The organism is Comamonas sp. DB36, from assembly GCF_057914905.1.
The window spans coordinates 2,643,030-2,659,450 of record NZ_CP196631.1 but is presented as its reverse complement, the minus strand read 5'-3'; the positions used below and the strand labels follow the sequence as shown (position 1 = coordinate 2,659,450).

The window sequence follows — 16,421 nt, the reverse complement described above, 5'->3', positions numbered from 1 at the left end:
CCTGAGAATCTGTTAGAAATAGCATATTGACGACTATTCGTAACCAACTCGGACGAACTCGGCTTACATTCAAGGAGGTCAGCTTGTTTTACGAGTTTGAGCGCCGTGCAGTCGCTTTTCTCAAGCGCATAGAAAACATGGCGCCTTGCACTTCGCGGCAGCAGGCTTACAACAGCCTGCTCGCGCACTGGCACGCGGTCGAATCCAACTACCACGACGACCAGGCTTATCTGGATGGCTTGCTGCACACCCAGATGTCGGCGGAAAATAACTGGCATTGCCTCGACAGCAACCCCTGCTATTGGCAAAGCCCCAGGGCGCCCCAGTTGCGCATTTACATCCATGACGATGGCGCCATCGTGATTCAGCGCCTGGGAGGCACGCGCGAAGACCGCATTCTGTTCGCGCTCAATTCGGCGCAACCCGTTTTCCACGCTGCCAAAACCGAATCGCAAGGCGAGGGTTTCGCCAATGCCGTGCAATGCGCGGCACTTCCGTCGTCCGAATCATCATTATCCAAAATGTAGCCAGCGCATGCGCTGTGCGCATGGACTACGCTTGCACGGCCTGCGCGCCGGCCCGGCCGCGGCGCCTGGCCGATTAATTTGAAGGACTAGTCATCAGCCCAAGGAGAATGGCCATGGAAAAAAGCGTCAAGGACTGCGTGCACGAAATGATTGCCTATGACGATGCGCGCGCAAGCGCACCGTACGAGCATTGCCTCACTGCGGCCGCGGGCCTGGGTCTGGTGCTGTGCGCGCTGCGCGCGCAGGGCCGCGGTCGCGCGGTGCTGCATGCCACGCTGGCCGGCATCCTGCTGGCACGCGCCGCGGCCGGCACCGACGGCCTGCGCAAGTGGGCCGACATTCCGCGGCCCTGAAGCCTGGCTGCGCGCCGCGCGCGCCTCACGCCGGGGTCAGGTAGCGCTCGGCTGCGTGCGCCTGCCGGATATCCGACATCAGGCCCTGGCGCGCGCCGTCCAGCGCATCCCAGCGCGCCGCGACATGCAGCGGCGGAATCGTGACCAGCTCGCGGCGGTCGAAGCCCGCCAGGGCCGCATCGACGAGCTCGCCGACTTCCATGACTTCGGGCAGGGCGTTGATGTCGATGCCTGAGCGCTGCCAGATTTCGGTGCGCGTCGCCGCGGGCAGCACCGCCTGCACATAGACGCCCTTGGGTGCGAGTTCCATGTTCAGCCCTTGCGACAGGAACAGCACAAAGGCCTTGGTCGCGCCGTAGACCGTCATTCCCAGCTCCGGCGCAAAGCCCACCACCGACCCGATGTTGACGATGGTGCCCGTGCCGGCCTGCGCAAAGCGCGGCGCGACCGCGGCCGCCAGGCGCGCTGGCGCCGTGGTGTTGAGCGTGACCAGGCGCTCGATGCTTTCGCCGGTCTGCTGCAAGAAGCTGCCCGTCTGGGCCATTCCCGCATTGTTGATCAGGATGCCTATGCGCGCGTCCTCGCGCAGCCGCGCCTCGACAGTGGCCAGATCGGCGGACTCGGTCAGGTCGGCTTGCAGCACGCCCACGGTAACGCCATGTTCTTCCTGCAGACGTTTGGCCAGCGCATCAAGGCGGGTCTTGTCGCGCGCAACGAGCACCAGATCATGGCCGCGGCGGGCAAAGCGCTCTGCGTAGGTTGCGCCTATGCCGCTGGAGGCGCCGGTGATCAGAACGGTGGGTGTGGAGGTCATGGTTGCTTCCTTGAAAAACAGGGGAAAAGAGCTGTCTCGGCTGTGATACATTTGCAGCTACAACAATTGTATATGCAATCATATGCGAAAACGGAGCCCCGCAATGCAGCCCACTTCCAAATCTCCTCTCCCAGCCGATCCCGCAACCGCCAAGGCGACTTATGCGCTATGGCTGGTGCTGCTTGCCGCGGCCGGCACGTTCGCGCTCACCATGGGCGTGCGCCAGACCATGGGCCTGTACCTGTCTTCGGTGAACACGTCCACGGGCCTGGGCGTCGCCAACATCAGCCTGGCATTCGCGTTCGGCCAGCTGTGGTGGGGGCTGACCCAGCCTTTCGCGGGTGCGATCGCCGACCGCGTGGGCACGGCGCGCGTGCTGATCGCGGGCATGGTGCTGATCGCCATCGGCACGGTGATCACGCCGCTGATGACCACCACCTGGGGGCTGATCCTGGCCATAGGCGTGCTGGCCGCGGGCGGCGCGGGCATGGCCGGGCCGTCGGTGCTGATGGCCGCAAGCACGCGCATGGTGCCGGCGGCGCGGCGTGGCATGGCCACGGGCATTGTCAATGCGGGTGGATCGTTCGGACAGTTCGCGCTGGCGCCGGTGGCCATGGGTTTGACGGCCTCGCTGGGCTGGGCGGCTTCCATGCAGTGGATGGGCGTGCTGGTGCTGCTGGCGCTGCCGGCGGCGTGGATACTCAAAGGCAATTCCAATGCCATTGCCGCGGCCGCCGCGAGTGCATCGGGCGTGGCCGTGCTCAGCGCCCGCCAGGCGCTGGCGCGCGCAGTCGCCACGCCCAGCTACGGCCTGCTCGCGGCAGGCTTCATGGTCTGCGGTTTCCATATCGCCTTTCTCGCCACGCATCTGCCCGGAGTGATCGAGAGCTGCGGCATGCCGCCGGCGATTGCCGGCTGGGCGCTGGCCCTGATCGGCCTGTTCAACATCGTGGGTAGCCTGGCCATGGGCTGGGCCGTGGGGCGCTGGCGCATGAAGTCGCTGCTGTCGCTGCTCTATGCGGCGCGCGGCCTGGCCGTTCTGGCCTTCGTGCTCGCGCCCAAGACGCCGGCCGTGGTGCTGGTCTTTGCCGCGGTGATGGGGGTGACGTTTCTGTCGACGGTGCCGCCCACGGCAGGGCTGGTGGCGAAGATGTTCGGACCGGCGAACATGGCGATGCTGTTCGGCGTGCTGATGCTGGCCCACCAGATTGGCGGCTTCTTCGGCGCTTTCCTCGGCGGCCAGGTCTTCCAGGCCACGGGCAGCTATGACTGGGTCTGGTATGTCGACATTGCGCTGGCCGCGGGCGCGGCGCTGATCCATCTGCCGATTCGCGAGGCGCGTCCCGCCCGTCTCGCCGCAGCCTGAGAAAAGCTTGCGGCAGAAACAAAAAAAGCGGCCTGGGCCGCTTTTCTTGTATTCAACGCAGGCGTTGGTCGCGTTTACTCGACTTTGGCCTTGGCGCGCAGGCTTTCCTGGAACTGGATCACCTTTTGCTGTTCCAGTTGCTGGGCAACCTGTGGCTTGACGTCTTCGAGCTTGGGCAGCTCGGCCTGGCGCGTGTCGTCCAGGCGGATCACGTGGTAGCCGAACTGGCTCTTGACCGGAGTCTGGGTGTAGCTGCCTTTTTGCAGCTTGATCATGGCTTGCGTGAACTCGGGCACATAGCTGTTGGCATTGGCCCAGTCCAGATCGCCGCCGCGCGCGCCCGATCCAGGATCCTTGGATTGCTTCTTGGCGATCTCGGCGAAATTGCCACCCTTCTTCAGCGAGGCAATGATGGCCTTGGCTTCGTTTTCGGTGGGCACCAGGATGTGGCTGGCGCGGTATTCCTGGCCCTGGTTGGCGGCGACGAACTTGTCGTACTCGGCCTTGATTTCTGCGTCGGTCACCGGGTTCTTGGACTTGAAGTCTTCGAACAGCGCGTTGATCAACACGGACTGGCGCGCGAGTTCCATTTGCGTCTTGTATGCGGGCGAAGCTTCCAGGCCCAGGCGGCTGGCTTCCTGCTGGAAGATTTCGCGGGCGATGACTTCTTCCTTGATCTGGACTTCGATTTCCGGGGAGATGGGACGACCCGAGCGCTCGATCTGCTTCTTGAGGATTTCCACGCGTTCCTTGGGAACGGGTTTGCCGTTGACGACGGCCAGATTTTGCGCCGAAGCGCCCAGGGCAGCACCACCCAAAACGGCAGCCGTCACCAGGCTGGACAAGAACTGTTTATTCATGCGAAATTCCGAAAGAAAAAAGAGGTACGTTTCAGTGTTCAACGTTGCCATGCCTCAACAGGCATGCATGTAGTCAAAGCACTTCAATGGCGATGGCATGAACACCCTGGTCAATGAAGTCTTGCAGCGCATCATACACAAGGCGATGGCGTGCCACGCGCGATTTGGCGGCAAATCCGGGGGCCGCAATGCGCACCCGGAAATGGGTGCCAAAGCCGGTGTCGTTGGCGCCCACATGGCCTGCATGCTGGCTGCTTTCATCGATGACTTCAAGCTGCGTGGGTGCCAGCTGCGCGCGCAGCGCAGCGGCCATGGCGTCGGCGCTGATGGGGGGCAGGGCGCTCATGGCAGTTCCTTGGACGCGGCGTCGGCGTCTTCCTTGAGATAGCGGCTCAGGTACAGCGCCTGGGCGACCACGAACACCAGCATCAGGCCCATGCCGCCGAACAGCTTGAAGTTGACCCAGGTGTCGGTGTCGAAGTGGAAGGCGATCCACAGGTTCAGCGCGCCCATCACGGCAAAGAACGCCGCCCAGGCCCAGTTGAGCTTGAGCCAGACAGGCTCGGGCAGCTGCAGCTGCGCGCCCATGACCGAGCGCAGCAGGTTCTTGCGGAAGATGAGCTGGCCCACCAGCAGCGCGCCGCCCATGAGCCAGTACAGCACCGTGGGCTTCCACTTGATGAAGGTCTCGCTTTCGGCGAGCAGCGTCGCGCCGCCAAACAGCACGATCACCCCCAGGCTGACCCATTGCATGGGCTCGACGCGGCCGTTGCGCACGCGCAGATACGCGATCTGCAGCACCGTGGCCGCGATCGCCACCGCCGTGGCCGTGTAAATGCCCCAGACCTTGAATGCCACAAAGAACAGGATGATGGGAAAGAAGTCGATCAGTAATTTCATGGGGCTGGGGGCCAGAGAGGGAAATGGCAGGGACCGCTGCTGCAGCGGCCCGGATTCGTTACGTGCCGGGCGTGAAGTCCAGCGACGCCGAGTTCATGCAGTAGCGCAGGCCTGTGGGCTGTGGTCCGTCTTCGAACACATGGCCCAGATGCGCGCCGCACTGCGCGCAGACGGTTTCGGTGCGGCTCATGCCATGGCTGTGATCGACGATCTCGCGAATGGTTCCGGGAATGGCCTGCGAAAAGCTGGGCCAGCCGCAGCCCGCGTCGAATTTGGTGTCGGCCGAGAACAGCTTGGCGCCGCAGCAGATGCAGTGGTAGCTGCCGTCGGCCCAATGCTGCTCGTATTTCCCGCTGTAGGGCCGCTCGGTGGCCGCGTGGCGGGTGATCTGATAGGCGCCGGGCTCGGCCCCTTTTTCCTGCAGCACGGCGTGCCACTGGGCGTCGGTTTTCTGTATGGGAAAGCTCATGATGAACAGCTGATGGCGATGGATGAAGCCCATTCTGGCGCAAATCCGGACCATTGCGCGTGTTCGGGGTGGATGTCGTAAGGGCGTTCGAGCACCTGGAGCAACTGCTGCAGCACGCTGAAGTCGCCGGCGCTGGCTGCGCGTATCGCGAGTTCGCCCAGGTGATTGCGCAGCACGTAGCGCGGATTGCTGGCGCGCATGTCGGCCAGGGCACTGCCGGCATCGGTCTGCACCAGCCGCTCGGAGTAGGTCAGCAGCCAGCCGTCCCAGCCTTCGCGGTCGAGAAACAGGTCGCGCACCGGCGTGAAATCGCCCGATTCCACGGCATCGGTCAGGCGCAGCCAGAACACCGTGTAGTCGACCCGGTTGGCGGCCAGCAGGCCCAGCAGTTCTTCGATCAGCGCGCCGTCGCTTTCGCTGTGGCGCGTGTCGTCCTGGCGATGCAGCAGGCCCAGCTTGGCGCGCATGCGCGCAAGAAAAGCGCTGGCATAGACCGTCTTGTAGGGCGCGAGCGCGGCCAGCGCGGTTTCCTGGTCTTCGATCAGCGGCATCAGCGCCTGGGCCAGGCAAAACAGGTTCCAGTAGGCGACCTGGGGCTGGCGGTTGAACGCATAGCGGCCCTGGGTGTCGCTGTGGTTGCAGATATGGCCGGGATCGAAGGTGTCGAGGAACTGGAACGGACCGTAGTCTATGGTCAAGCCCAGAATGCTCATGTTGTCGGTGTTCATCACGCCATGGCAAAAGCCCACGGCCTGCCAACGGGCCAGCAGCTCGGCCGTGCGCTCGCTCACCGCCTGCAGCAGCGCGGCGTAGGGGTTCTTGGCGCCGCGGCAGGCCGGGTAGTGATGGTCGATGACATGGTCGGCGAGCGCGCGCAGTTCGGGAATCTGATCGCGCGCTGCGAAATGTTCGAAGTGGCCGAAGCGGATGAAGCTGGGTGCGAAGCGCGTGACCACGGCCGCGCTTTCCGTGGTCTCGCGCTGCACGGGCAGCGGCGAGCCGGTCACGCACAGTGCACGCGTGGTCGGGATTCCCAGCGCGTGCATGGCTTCGCTGCAGAGGAATTCGCGGATGCTCGAGCGCAGCACGGCACGGCCGTCGCCGCCGCGCGAGTAGGGCGTGCGGCCCGCGCCCTTGAGCTGGATTTCGAGCTTGCGCGCGGTTTCGCCCAGCAGGATGGCGCGGCCGTCGCCCAGCTGTCCGGCCCACAGGCCGAACTGGTGGCCGCTGTAGACCGAAGCCAGCGGCTGGCTGCCCGCGAGCAGCTGGTTGCCGCTGAACGCCTGCAGCGCTTCGTCGCTGGCGAGCCACTCGGGCGCCAGTCCCAGTGCCTGGGCCGCAGGGGCGCTGACCCCGACCCAGTAGGGCGAGGGCACGGGCGTGGGCTGCAAGTGCGTGAAGAAGGCCGGGCCCAGCGCGGCAAAGCCGGGCTGCCAGCCCCAGTCGGGGCTCGAGGCGGGTTCGGGACGCGCAGTGTCGTTCGGATTCATGGTGGCAATTGTCGCCCAGTGCGCCGTTCCGGGTCGGCGTCAGGCCTTACCACGGGTGCACCATCGGCGCGGAACATTGGTGACAGTGCGCATGGGCGGCGCGGAAATCGCGCGGTAGGATGGCGCGATATACATCTGGAGACCATTCATGCTGGGATTGATGCAGAGCCAACCGTTGCTGATTTCGTCGCTGATCGATTTCGCTGCCCGCCATCATGGCGATGCGGAAATCGTCTCGCGCCGCGTCGAGGGCGACATCCACCGCTACACCTACCGTGACCTGTCGGCGCGCTCCAAGCAGCTCGCCAACGCGGTCGAGGCCCTGGGCGTGGCGCCGGGCGAGCGTGTCGCGAGCCTGGCCTGGAACGGTTACCGGCACATGGAGATGTATTTCGGCGTCAGTGGCGCAGGCCGCGTGCTGCACACCATCAACCCGCGTCTGCATCCGGACCAGATTGCCTGGATCGTGGGCCATGCCGAAGACAAGGTGCTGTGTTTCGACCTGACTTTCCTGCCGCTGGTGCAGGCCGTGCATGCCAAGTGCCCGACGGTGCAAAAGTGGGTGGCGCTGTGCGACGCCGACCGCCTGCCCGTGGACTCCGGCATCCCGGGCCTGAGCAGCTACGAGGAATGGATAGGCGCGCAGTCTTCGGAGTATGTCTGGCCGCAGTTCGACGAGAACACCGCGTCGAGCATGTGCTACACCAGCGGCACCACGGGCAATCCCAAGGCCGCGCTCTACAGCCACCGCTCGACCACGCTGCATGCCTATGCGGCGGCGCTGCCCGATGTGATGAGCATTTCCGCGCGCGACGCCGTGCTGCCCGTCGTGCCCATGTTCCACGTCAACGCCTGGGGCGTGCCGTACTCGGCGGCGCTCACGGGCGCCAAGGTGGTGTTCCCCGGCCCGGCGCTCGACGGCAAGTCGCTCTATGAATTGATGGAAGCCGAAGGCGTGACCTATGCGGCCGGCGTGCCCACGATCTGGCAGATGCTGCTGGGCTACATGCAGCCCAACGGACTGCGGTTCAGCAGCCTCAGGCGCACGGTGATCGGCGGCTCGGCCTGCCCGCCCGCAATGATCCGCACGTTCCAGGATGAGTTCGGCGTCGAGGTGCTGCATGCCTGGGGCATGACCGAGATGAGCCCGCTGGGCACGCTGTGCACGCTCAAGAACAAGCAGCTCGCGCTGCCGGAGGCCGAGAAGATGAAGATCCTGCAGAAGCAGGGTCGCGCGATCTATGGCGTCGACATGAAGATCGTAGACGGCGACGGCAAGGAGCAGCCCTGGGACGGCAAGAGCTATGGCGACCTGCTGGTGCGCGGTCCGTGGATCATCGACAGCTACTTCAAGGGTGAAGGCAGTCCGCTGGTCTACGACGCGCAGGGCCGGGGCTGGTTTCCCACGGGCGATGTCGCGACCATCGATGAGGACGGCTTCATGCAGATCACCGACCGCAGCAAGGATGTGATCAAGTCGGGCGGCGAATGGATCAGCTCCATCGACATCGAGAACATCGCCATGGCCCATCCGGCCGTGGCCATGGCCGCCTGCATAGGCATGTTCCACCCCAAGTGGGACGAGCGCCCCATCGTCGCGGTCGCACTCAAGGCCCAGGCCGTGGTCACGCGCGAGGAACTGCTGCAGTTCTTCGACGGCAAGACCGCCAAGTGGCAGATTCCCGATGACGTGGTGTTCGTCGACGCGATTCCGCTGGGCGCGACCGGCAAGATGCTCAAGACCCGGTTGCGCGAGCAATTGGCGGGGTACAAGCTGCCGGGGCTTTGAGCGGCGCGGTCGGCAGATACCGGCCCTTCGACAGGCTCGGGGCGAACGGCGTTCATGGCGTGGTGAATAAATCCGTTCGGGTGGCGTGCTGAGCCCGTCGAGCGGTTATTGGCGAAGCCTGATTCCTCCGAATCAGGCTTTTTTTTCGCTTTTTGCCTGCCTGTCGACAGGTAGTTTTACCTCTCAAGCACGGCGGTTTTTTGCGAACCGTTGGCACCCAGTCACCTAAGCGATAGCGGCTAGGGCAATCCCCATCCAGACGTCCAAGGTAAGCCGCTACGCTGCACTTGCTCATCCACCAATAAGGAGACAAACAATGAAGTTCGCTTTCAAGGCAGTGACGGCAGCGGTGATCCTGGCGAGTGCGGGCGGGGCAATGGCCCAGCAGGGGGAGACGGTCAAGATTGCCTGGCTTGACCCGCTTTCGGGACTGATGGCGGCGCTGGGTTCGAACCAGCTCAAGAGCTTCCAGTTCCTGGCCGAGGAGTTCAGCAAGAAGAACGCCGCGGGCGTGAAGTTCGAAGTGATAGGCATCGACAACAAGCTCAGCCCGCAGGAAACCACCAGCGCGCTGCGCTCGGCCATGGACCAGGGCGCGCGCTACGTGGTGCAAGGCAACGGCTCGGGCCCGGCACTGGCCATCATGGATGCGCTCGAAAAGCACAATGCGCGCAACAAGGGCAAGGAGGTCGTCTACCTCAACTACGCGGCGGTCGACCCCGACCTGACGAACAGCAAGTGCAGCTACTGGCACTTCCGTCTGGACGCCGACACCTCGATGAAGATGGAGGCGCTGACCACCTACATGAAGGACCTTCCCGACGTGAAGAAGGTCTACCTGATCAACCAGAACTACGCCCACGGCCACCAGGTGTCGAAGTACGCCAAGGACATGCTCAAGCGCAAGCGTCCCGATGTGGAGATCGTCGGCGACGACCTGGCGCCACTGGCCCAGGTACGCGACTTCTCGCCCTACATCGCCAAGATCAAGCAATCGGGCGCCGACTCGGTGATCACCGGCAACTGGGGCTCCGATCTGGCGCTGCTGATCAAGGCGGCGAACGACGCGGGGCTGAACAACGTCAAGTTCTACACCTATTACGCGATTGCCACGGGCGCGCCCACGGCCATGGGCGCGGGCGCGGCGGGCAAGGTCTATGCGGTGGGCTATGGCCACCTGAATCTGCCCGGCGACATCGGTCGCATCGTCACCGACTTCAAGAAGCGCTTCAACGACGACATGTACACGGCCTCGGTCTACAACGCCTACGCGATGCTCACCGAAGCTTTCGTGCGCGCCAAGTCGACCGATCCGGTGAAGGTCGCGGCAACGATGGAAGGCATGAAGTTCAAGGGCTTCAATGGCGAAGTCGAAATGCGCAAGAACGACCACCAGCTGCAGCAGGGCCTGTTCATCACGCGCTGGGAAAAGACCGATGCCAAGTACCCCAAGGACTCGGAAAACACCGGCTACACGCTGGCGCCCGTGAAGTACTACGAGCCCTACGTGGCGAGCACGCCGACTTCCTGCGACATGAAGCGCCCTTCGTGATCTCCGCGGTCTGAGGCGACGCTGAAGGGGCCGCGCGCCGGCCCCTTCTTTTCCCCGGTTCTTTCTCTGGGTCTTGCGATGAATCCTGAATTTTTGACGATCTCGCTGCTCAACGGCGTCAGCTATGGGCTGCTGTTGTTCATGCTGAGCTCGGGCCTGACGCTGATCTTCAGCATGATGGGCGTGCTCAACTTCGCCCACACCAGTTTCTACATGCTGGGCGCCTACTTCGCCTATACGCTCAGCGGCGTGGTGGGCTTCTGGCCTGCGCTGTTCATCGCACCCCTGCTGGTTGGCGCGCTCGGCGCGCTGTTCGAACGCTACAGCCTGCGCCGCGTGCACAAGTTCGGCCATGTGCCCGAGCTGCTGGTCACGTTCGGTCTGTCCTATCTGGTCCTGGAAATCGTGCAGCTGGTCTGGGGCCGCGGCACCGTGCCCTATGCCTTGCCGCCGCAGCTGCAAGGCCCGCTGTTCACCCTCTACGGCACGCAGTTTCCCAAGTCGCGCTCGTTCGTGATGCTGGTCGCGCTGCTGATGCTGCTGGCCGTGTGGCTGATGCTCACGCGCACCCGCATCGGCCTGGTGATACAGGCCGCGCTCAAGCACCCCGAGATGGCGCAGGCGCTGGGCCACAACGTGCCGCGCGTGTTCATGCTGGTGTTCGGCGGCGGCTGCGCGCTTGCCGGCCTGGCTGGCGTGATCGGCGGCAACACCTATGTGACCGAGCCGGCGATGGCCATGTCGGTGGGTTCGATCATCTTCGTGGTGGTCGTGGTCGGCGGCATGGGCTCGCTGGCCGGCGCCTTCCTGGCTTCGCTGCTGATCGGCATCGTGCAGAGCTTCGCCGTCGCGCTGGATTACTCGCTGGTGCATTTCTTCGGCTCGCTGGGCGCGAAGATCACCGACCAGACGTTCGGCTACCCCGTGCTCAAGCTGACGATTTCCCAGGTCGCGCCCATCCTGCCGTACCTGTTCCTCGTGCTGATCCTGATTTTCCGCCCCAAGGGCCTGCTTGGCACCCGGGAGGACTGAGCCATGAACACTTCTTCGACCTCCTTGCCGGCCCGCAACGGCGTGGCGCCACAGCGCCCCGCGGCTGCGCCCCCGGCCTACCGCTTCAAGCCGCTCAATATCGGCCGCTTTGTCGTCTGGTCGCTGTTTGCGCTGGCGCTGGCCGCCGCGCCGCACCTGTTCACCAGCAGCCTGGCGCTGACCATGCTCAGCCAGATCGGCTATCTGATCATCATCTGCCTGTCGTACAACATCCTGCTGGGCCAGGGCGGCATGCTGAGCTTCGGCCATGCGGTCTATACCGGCATGGGCTCGTTCATCGCCATCCATGCGATGAACAAGGTCGCTGGCCTGCAGATTCCGCTGGTGCTGATTCCCGTCATCGGCGGGCTGGGCGGCATGTTCTTCGCCATATTGCTGGGCTATGTGACCACGCGCAAGTCGGGCACGACGTTTGCGATGATCACGCTGGGCATAGGCGAGCTGGTGGCTTCCATGGCGCTGATGTTCCCCGAGTTCTTCGGCGGCGAGGGCGGCATCACCAGCGACCGGGTCTACGGCCAGCCCTTTTTGGGCATGACCTTCGGCCCGGCGATCGAGGTCTACTACCTGATCGCGGTCTACTGCTTCGTCTGCACGGCGCTGATGTTCGCCTTCACCGGCACGCCGCTGGGGCGCATGCTCAATGCAGTGCGCGACAACCCCGAGCGCGTCGAGTTCGTCGGCTACAACACCCAGCGCGTGCGCTACTTCTCGTTCATCATTGCCGGCTTTTTTGCCGGCATAGGCGGCGGCCTGGCGGCGATCAACTTCGAGATCATCACCGCGGCCGACAGCGTCAGCGTGATGCGTTCGGGCAGCTATCTGCTGTTCACCTTCCTGGGCGGCGCGACGTTCTTCTTCGGGCCCATCATCGGCGCCGTGCTGCTGGTGTTCGCCTCCATTCTGCTGTCCGAGCTGTCCAAGGCCTGGCTGCTGTACCTCGGCCTGGTGTTCCTGTTCATGGTGATGTATGCGCCCGGCGGCGTGGCCAGCCTGATCATGATGAACCTGCGGCTGGCGAAGTTCGGCAAGCTCAAGCGGCTGCTGCCCGGCTACGCGCTGCTCACCGTCTGCGCGCTGGTCGGCGTCGCGGGCTTCGCGGCCATCGTCGAGATGATCTACCACCTGCAATTGAACGCGGCGCTGGGTGATCACCTGCGCTTCATGGGCCTGTCGCTGGACACGCGCAGCACGGACAGCTGGCTGGGCGCGATTGCGCTGCTGGTAGTGGGTGGCGGCCTGTTCGAAATGCTGCGCCGGCGCTTCGTGCGCCAGTGGAGCCAGATCCAGGAAGAAATCGAATTGCTGATCAAACGCGGGGAGGCACAGGCATGACACAGACCACTTACGCGCTCGAACTCAAGGACCTGCAAAAGCGCTTCGGCAAGACCGAGATCATCCGCGGCGTGAACCTGGCCGTCGAGGCCGGCGAACGCGTGGCCATCATCGGGCCGAACGGCGCGGGCAAGTCGACGCTGTTCAATCTGATCAGCGGACGCTTTGCACCCAGCAGCGGCGAAGTGCTGCTGCACGGCCAGCGCATAGACGGCAAGAAGCCGTTCGAGATCAACCGCCTGGGGCTGTCGCGCAGCTTCCAGATCACCAACATCTTTCCCAAGCTCAGCGTGTTCGAGAACCTGCGCTGCGGCGTGCTGTGGAGCATGGGCTACAAGTACACCTTCCTGCGCTTTCTGTCCGGCCTGCACGACGCCAACGCGCGCGCCGAGCAGCTGATGCAGATGATCAACCTGGAAAAGAAGCGCGACGTGCTGGCGATCAACCTGACCTATGCCGAGCAGCGCGCGCTCGAGATCGGCATCACCATCGCGGGCGGGGCCAGCGTGATCCTGCTCGACGAGCCGACGGCGGGCATGAGCAACAGCGAGACCGCGCGTTTCATCGCGCTGATCAAGCAGGTCACCGAAGGGCGCACGCTGCTGACGGTGGAGCACGACATGGGCGTGGTGTTCGGCCTGGCCGACAAGATCGCCGTCGTGGTGTACGGCGAAGTCATCGCCTTCGACACACCCGACAAGGTGCGCGCGAACCCGCGCGTGCAGGAAGCTTATCTGGGATCAGCCGTGGCCGATCAGCAGGCGGGAGCGCACTGAAGATGCTGAAGATTGCCAACTTGCATGCCTATTACGGCAAGAGCCATGTGCTGCATGGCGTGGACTTCGAAGTCCGGCCCGGTGAAATCGTCGCGCTGCTGGGCCGCAACGGCTCGGGCCGTTCGACCACGGCCAAGGCCGTGATGGGGCTGGTCGACTGGGAGGGCACGCTCGAGTGGAAAGGCGAGCAGCTCCAGGGCCGCAAGGCCTACGAGATCGCGCATCGCGGCATAGGCTACGTGCCCGAAAGCCGCGACGTGTTTCCCAATCTCACGGTGCACCAGAACCTGCTGCTGGGCCAGAAAGGCAACGGCAAGGGCAGCCGCTGGAGCTTCGACGACATGTACGCGATGTTCCCGCGGCTCAAGGAGCGCCAGCACACCGAGGCCGGCGTGATGTCGGGCGGCGAGCAGCAGATGCTCACGCTGTGCCGCACGCTGATGGGCGACCCCGACCTGATCATCATCGACGAGCCCACCGAAGGCCTCGCGCCCAAGATCGTCGAGCTGGTCGGCGAATACCTGCAGACCATCAAGGCGCGCGGCATTGCCGTGCTGCTGATCGAGCAGAAACTGACGATTGCCATGCGCATTTCGGACCGCGCGCTGGTGATGGGCCATGGGGCCATTGTCTTTGACGGCACGCCCGATGGCCTGCGCGCGGATGAGAAGGTGCGCAAGGAGTGGTTGGAGGTTTAGTCACCAGGCGGGTGCGATGGACAAACCCGTTCGTGGTGAGCTTGTCGAATCCATGAACGGCCTGTCTTCATGACTTGAGCGCAGGCCGTTCATCCTTAGACGCGGCCGGCGAGGCAAGCTCAGGACGAACGGGGGATGAGGCTTGCTGTTTCTTTTTACGCCTTGCGAGACTTCGGCTCGCTTACGTTGCTCTGGACGAACTGTAGTTCCCAGCAAGACTGCCCCCCTTGTCCCAGGCGAGACAAACCCCACTGGTCATTTGCGCGCAAGTTTCTACAATAAAAAACGCACGATCGTTCTTTTCCATTCCACAAGGGACAACCGCATGAGCGCTGACTACCAGAAGGACGGCTCCATCGCCGTCATCACGCTGAACAACCCGCCGGTCAACGGCCTGGGCCTGGCCACGCGCCGGGCCATCGTCGAGGGGGTGAACCGGGCAAATGCCGATGCGAGCATCGAGGCGATCGTCATCACGGGCGCGGGCAAGGCCTTTTCGGGCGGCGCCGACATCACCGAGTTCGGCACCGAGCGCGCGACGCAGGAGCCGCATCTGCTGTCGGTGATCAAGGTGCTGGAGCAATCGACCAAGCCCGTGGTCGCGGCGATCCATTCGGTCTGCATGGGCGGGGGCCTGGAGCTGGCCATGGGCTGCCACTACCGCGTGGTCGCACCCAAGACGTCGGTCGCGCTGCCCGAAGTCAAGCTGGGCCTGCTGCCCGGCGCCGGCGGCACGCAGCGCCTGCCGCGCCTGCTGGGCCTGGAAACCGCGCTGAACATGATCGTCAGCGGCGAAGCCGTGCAAAGCGAAGTGCTCGCTGCGATTCCCGGCCAGAAGCTGTTTGATCTGGTCGCGGCTTCGGCGGATTCTCTGGCCTCGGAAGCGCGCGCGTTTGCCCAGCACATTGCCGGCCAGCGTCCGCTGCCGCTGGTGCGCAACCTGCCGTGCAAGCATCCCCAGGCCGAAGCCTATCTGCAGTTCGCACGCAACATGGTCAAGGGCATGGCGAAGAATTTCCCCGCGCCCGGCAAGTGCGTGGACGCGGTCGCCGCGGCCGTGGGCAAGTTCGACGCCGGCATGCAGACCGAGCGCGAGCTGTTCACGCAACTGATGTTCACGCCCGAGTCGCGCGCGCTGCGCCATCTGTTCCTGGCCGAGCGCGCGGCGTCGAAGATCGCCGACGTGCCTTCGAGCACGCCGCAGCGCGAGATCCGCACGGTGGGCGTGATCGGCGCGGGCACCATGGGCGGCGGCATCGCGATGAACTTCCTCAACGCCGGCATTCCCGTGACCATCCTGGAGACCAAGCAGGAAGCGCTGGACCGCGGCCTGGGCACGATTCGCAAGAACTACGAATCGCAGGTCAAGAAAGGCAAGCTCAAGCCCGAGAAATACGAAGAGCGCATGGCGCTGCTGAGCACCACGCTGTCGTATGACGACCTAAAGCATGCCGACCTGATCATAGAAGCCGTGTTCGAGGAGCTGGGCGTCAAGGAAACCGTGTTCAAGCAGCTCGACGCCGTGGCCAAGCCCGGGGCGATTCTCGCATCCAACACCTCGACGCTGGACGTCGACAAGATCGCGGCTTTCACCCAGCGTCCGCAGGACGTGGTGGGCATGCACTTCTTCAGCCCGGCCAACGTGATGAAGCTGCTCGAAGTGGTGCGCGGCAAGGAAACCGCCAAGGACGTGCTGGCCACCGTGATGCAGCTGGCCAAGAAGATCAAGAAGACCGCCGTGGTGTCTGGCGTGTGCGACGGCTTCATCGGCAACCGCATGATCGAGCAGTACAGCCGCCAGGCCGGCTTCCTGCTCGACGAAGGCGCGACGCCCCAGCAGGTCGACAAGGCCGTGGAGAAGTTCGGCTTCGCGATGGGACCGTTCCGCATGGGCGACCTCGCGGGCAACGACATCGGCTGGGCGATTCGCAAGCGCCGCGCCGTGGAGCGCGCCGACATGAAGTACAGCGCCACGGCCGACAAGCTCTGCGAGCTGGGCCGCTATGGCCAGAAGACCGGCGCGGGCTGGTATGACTACGAGGCCGGCAAGCGCGATGCGATTCCTTCCGAGGTCGTCAATCAGATGATAGAGCAGCACCGCAAGGACAACGGCATCACGCCGCGCAAGATCTCCGACGAGGAAATCGTGCAGCGCCTGGTGTTCTCGCTGGTCAATGAAGGCGCGCATATCCTGGAAGACGGCATCGCCGGCAAGTCGGGCGACATCGACATGGTCTATCTCACGGGCTATGGCTTCCCGATTCACCGCGGCGGCCCCATGCACTACGCGGGCGAGGTCGGGTTGATCAACGTGGTACAGGCAATGAACCGCTTTGCGCAGAACCCGCACGACGACGCGGCGTTCTGGCAGCCCGCGCCGCTGCTGGCGCGGCTGGCCGCCGAAGGCAAGACCTTCCAGTAAGCGTTGCCCGACGAACG

16 protein-coding genes are annotated in these 16,421 nt (G+C 64.2%); 10 read left to right on the top strand and 6 right to left on the bottom strand.

Translation table 11 applies throughout. From position 1 onward, the window contains the following. The first annotated feature begins 26 nt into the window (after positions 1-26). The gene (locus tag ACSVDO_RS12245; protein WP_489592380.1) at positions 27-527 is read left to right on the top strand and encodes a hypothetical protein; all 501 of its coding nucleotides are present in this window, start codon (positions 27-29) and stop codon (positions 525-527) included. A gap of 113 nt (positions 528-640) precedes the next feature. Beyond that, the gene (locus ACSVDO_RS12240) at positions 641-880 is read left to right on the top strand and encodes a hypothetical protein (protein WP_489592379.1); all 240 of its coding nucleotides are present in this window, start codon (positions 641-643) and stop codon (positions 878-880) included. Positions 881-905: 25 nt separating this feature from the next. Here the strand turns inward: ACSVDO_RS12240 and ACSVDO_RS12235 are convergent, their stop codons facing one another. Continuing rightward, positions 906-1,694, bottom strand: a complete 789-nt coding sequence (locus ACSVDO_RS12235; protein WP_489592377.1) for an SDR family NAD(P)-dependent oxidoreductase — start codon at positions 1,692-1,694, stop codon at positions 906-908. A gap of 103 nt (positions 1,695-1,797) precedes the next feature. Between ACSVDO_RS12235 and ACSVDO_RS12230 the strand changes: the two genes are divergently transcribed. Further along, positions 1,798-3,060 (top strand): MFS transporter, encoded by a 1,263-nt coding sequence (locus tag ACSVDO_RS12230; RefSeq protein WP_489592375.1) that lies wholly within the window; start codon positions 1,798-1,800, stop codon positions 3,058-3,060. A 74-nt stretch (positions 3,061-3,134) separates the two neighbouring features. On the opposite strand, the gene ACSVDO_RS12225 is transcribed toward ACSVDO_RS12230, so the two are convergent. From ACSVDO_RS12225 to ACSVDO_RS12205, 5 genes are all read right to left on the bottom strand, one after another. After that, positions 3,135-3,920, bottom strand: coding sequence for a peptidylprolyl isomerase (locus tag ACSVDO_RS12225; protein ID WP_332537994.1), 786 nt, complete (start codon positions 3,918-3,920; stop codon positions 3,135-3,137). A gap of 73 nt (positions 3,921-3,993) precedes the next feature. Beyond that, positions 3,994-4,266, bottom strand: coding sequence for a BolA family protein (locus ACSVDO_RS12220; RefSeq protein ID WP_332537993.1), 273 nt, complete (start codon positions 4,264-4,266; stop codon positions 3,994-3,996). Next, positions 4,263-4,820, bottom strand: coding sequence for a septation protein A (locus tag ACSVDO_RS12215; RefSeq protein ID WP_332537992.1), 558 nt, complete (start codon positions 4,818-4,820; stop codon positions 4,263-4,265). The genes ACSVDO_RS12220 and ACSVDO_RS12215 overlap by 4 nt, the downstream gene beginning before the upstream one ends. Positions 4,821-4,878: 58 nt before the next feature. After that, positions 4,879-5,289: a peptide-methionine (R)-S-oxide reductase MsrB gene (gene msrB, locus ACSVDO_RS12210; protein ID WP_332537991.1), complete on the bottom strand. Its 411-nt coding sequence runs from the start codon at positions 5,287-5,289 to the stop codon at positions 4,879-4,881. Next, on the bottom strand, positions 5,286-6,779 hold the full coding sequence (locus ACSVDO_RS12205) for a protein adenylyltransferase SelO (protein WP_489592371.1): 1,494 nt from the start codon (positions 6,777-6,779) through the stop codon (positions 5,286-5,288). Before ACSVDO_RS12205 ends, msrB begins: the two co-directional genes overlap by 4 nt. A gap of 148 nt (positions 6,780-6,927) precedes the next feature. Between ACSVDO_RS12205 and ACSVDO_RS12200 the strand changes: the two genes are divergently transcribed. From ACSVDO_RS12200 to ACSVDO_RS12170, 7 genes are all read left to right on the top strand, one after another. Continuing rightward, positions 6,928-8,568: a 3-(methylthio)propionyl-CoA ligase gene (locus ACSVDO_RS12200; protein WP_489592369.1), complete on the top strand. Its 1,641-nt coding sequence runs from the start codon at positions 6,928-6,930 to the stop codon at positions 8,566-8,568. Positions 8,569-8,884: 316 nt separating this feature from the next. Then, the gene (locus tag ACSVDO_RS12195) at positions 8,885-10,120 is read left to right on the top strand and encodes a branched-chain amino acid ABC transporter substrate-binding protein (protein WP_332537988.1); all 1,236 of its coding nucleotides are present in this window, start codon (positions 8,885-8,887) and stop codon (positions 10,118-10,120) included. 78 nt (positions 10,121-10,198) lie between these two features. After that, on the top strand, positions 10,199-11,152 hold the full coding sequence (locus ACSVDO_RS12190; protein WP_332537987.1) for a branched-chain amino acid ABC transporter permease: 954 nt from the start codon (positions 10,199-10,201) through the stop codon (positions 11,150-11,152). Positions 11,153-11,155: 3 nt separating this feature from the next. Next, a complete protein-coding gene (locus tag ACSVDO_RS12185) occupies positions 11,156-12,508 on the top strand; it encodes a branched-chain amino acid ABC transporter permease (RefSeq protein WP_489592366.1) in 1,353 nt (450 codons plus the stop codon). Then, positions 12,505-13,284 (top strand): ABC transporter ATP-binding protein, encoded by a 780-nt coding sequence (locus ACSVDO_RS12180; RefSeq protein WP_332540095.1) that lies wholly within the window; start codon positions 12,505-12,507, stop codon positions 13,282-13,284. The genes ACSVDO_RS12185 and ACSVDO_RS12180 overlap by 4 nt, the downstream gene beginning before the upstream one ends. Before the next feature lie 2 nt (positions 13,285-13,286). Further along, positions 13,287-13,982, top strand: a complete 696-nt coding sequence (locus ACSVDO_RS12175; protein WP_332540094.1) for an ABC transporter ATP-binding protein — start codon at positions 13,287-13,289, stop codon at positions 13,980-13,982. Between the two features lie 325 nt (positions 13,983-14,307). After that, positions 14,308-16,404, top strand: coding sequence for a 3-hydroxyacyl-CoA dehydrogenase NAD-binding domain-containing protein (locus ACSVDO_RS12170; protein WP_489592364.1), 2,097 nt, complete (start codon positions 14,308-14,310; stop codon positions 16,402-16,404). Positions 16,405-16,421 lie beyond the last annotated feature (17 nt).

Excerpts from the sequence above, each read along its gene's own strand:
- ACSVDO_RS12180 (WP_332540095.1), top strand. The coding sequence starts at position 12,505 with ATGACACAGACCACTTACGCGCTCGAACTCAAGGACCTGCAAAAGCGC.
- ACSVDO_RS12235 (WP_489592377.1), bottom strand. The coding sequence starts at position 1,694 with ATGACCTCCACACCCACCGTTCTGATCACCGGCGCCTCCAGCGGCATA.
- ACSVDO_RS12195 (WP_332537988.1), top strand. The coding sequence starts at position 8,885 with ATGAAGTTCGCTTTCAAGGCAGTGACGGCAGCGGTGATCCTGGCGAGT.
- ACSVDO_RS12175 (WP_332540094.1), top strand. The coding sequence starts at position 13,287 with ATGCTGAAGATTGCCAACTTGCATGCCTATTACGGCAAGAGCCATGTG.
- ACSVDO_RS12190 (WP_332537987.1), top strand. The coding sequence starts at position 10,199 with ATGAATCCTGAATTTTTGACGATCTCGCTGCTCAACGGCGTCAGCTAT.
- ACSVDO_RS12205 (WP_489592371.1), bottom strand. The coding sequence starts at position 6,779 with ATGAATCCGAACGACACTGCGCGTCCCGAACCCGCCTCGAGCCCCGAC.
- ACSVDO_RS12220 (WP_332537993.1), bottom strand. The coding sequence starts at position 4,266 with ATGAGCGCCCTGCCCCCCATCAGCGCCGACGCCATGGCCGCTGCGCTG.
- ACSVDO_RS12215 (WP_332537992.1), bottom strand. The coding sequence starts at position 4,820 with ATGAAATTACTGATCGACTTCTTTCCCATCATCCTGTTCTTTGTGGCA.
- msrB (WP_332537991.1), bottom strand. The coding sequence starts at position 5,289 with ATGAGCTTTCCCATACAGAAAACCGACGCCCAGTGGCACGCCGTGCTG.
- ACSVDO_RS12200 (WP_489592369.1), top strand. The coding sequence starts at position 6,928 with ATGCTGGGATTGATGCAGAGCCAACCGTTGCTGATTTCGTCGCTGATC.
- ACSVDO_RS12185 (WP_489592366.1), top strand. The coding sequence starts at position 11,156 with ATGAACACTTCTTCGACCTCCTTGCCGGCCCGCAACGGCGTGGCGCCA.
- ACSVDO_RS12240 (WP_489592379.1), top strand. The coding sequence starts at position 641 with ATGGAAAAAAGCGTCAAGGACTGCGTGCACGAAATGATTGCCTATGAC.
- ACSVDO_RS12225 (WP_332537994.1), bottom strand. The coding sequence starts at position 3,920 with ATGAATAAACAGTTCTTGTCCAGCCTGGTGACGGCTGCCGTTTTGGGT.
- ACSVDO_RS12230 (WP_489592375.1), top strand. The coding sequence starts at position 1,798 with ATGCAGCCCACTTCCAAATCTCCTCTCCCAGCCGATCCCGCAACCGCC.
- ACSVDO_RS12170 (WP_489592364.1), top strand. The coding sequence starts at position 14,308 with ATGAGCGCTGACTACCAGAAGGACGGCTCCATCGCCGTCATCACGCTG.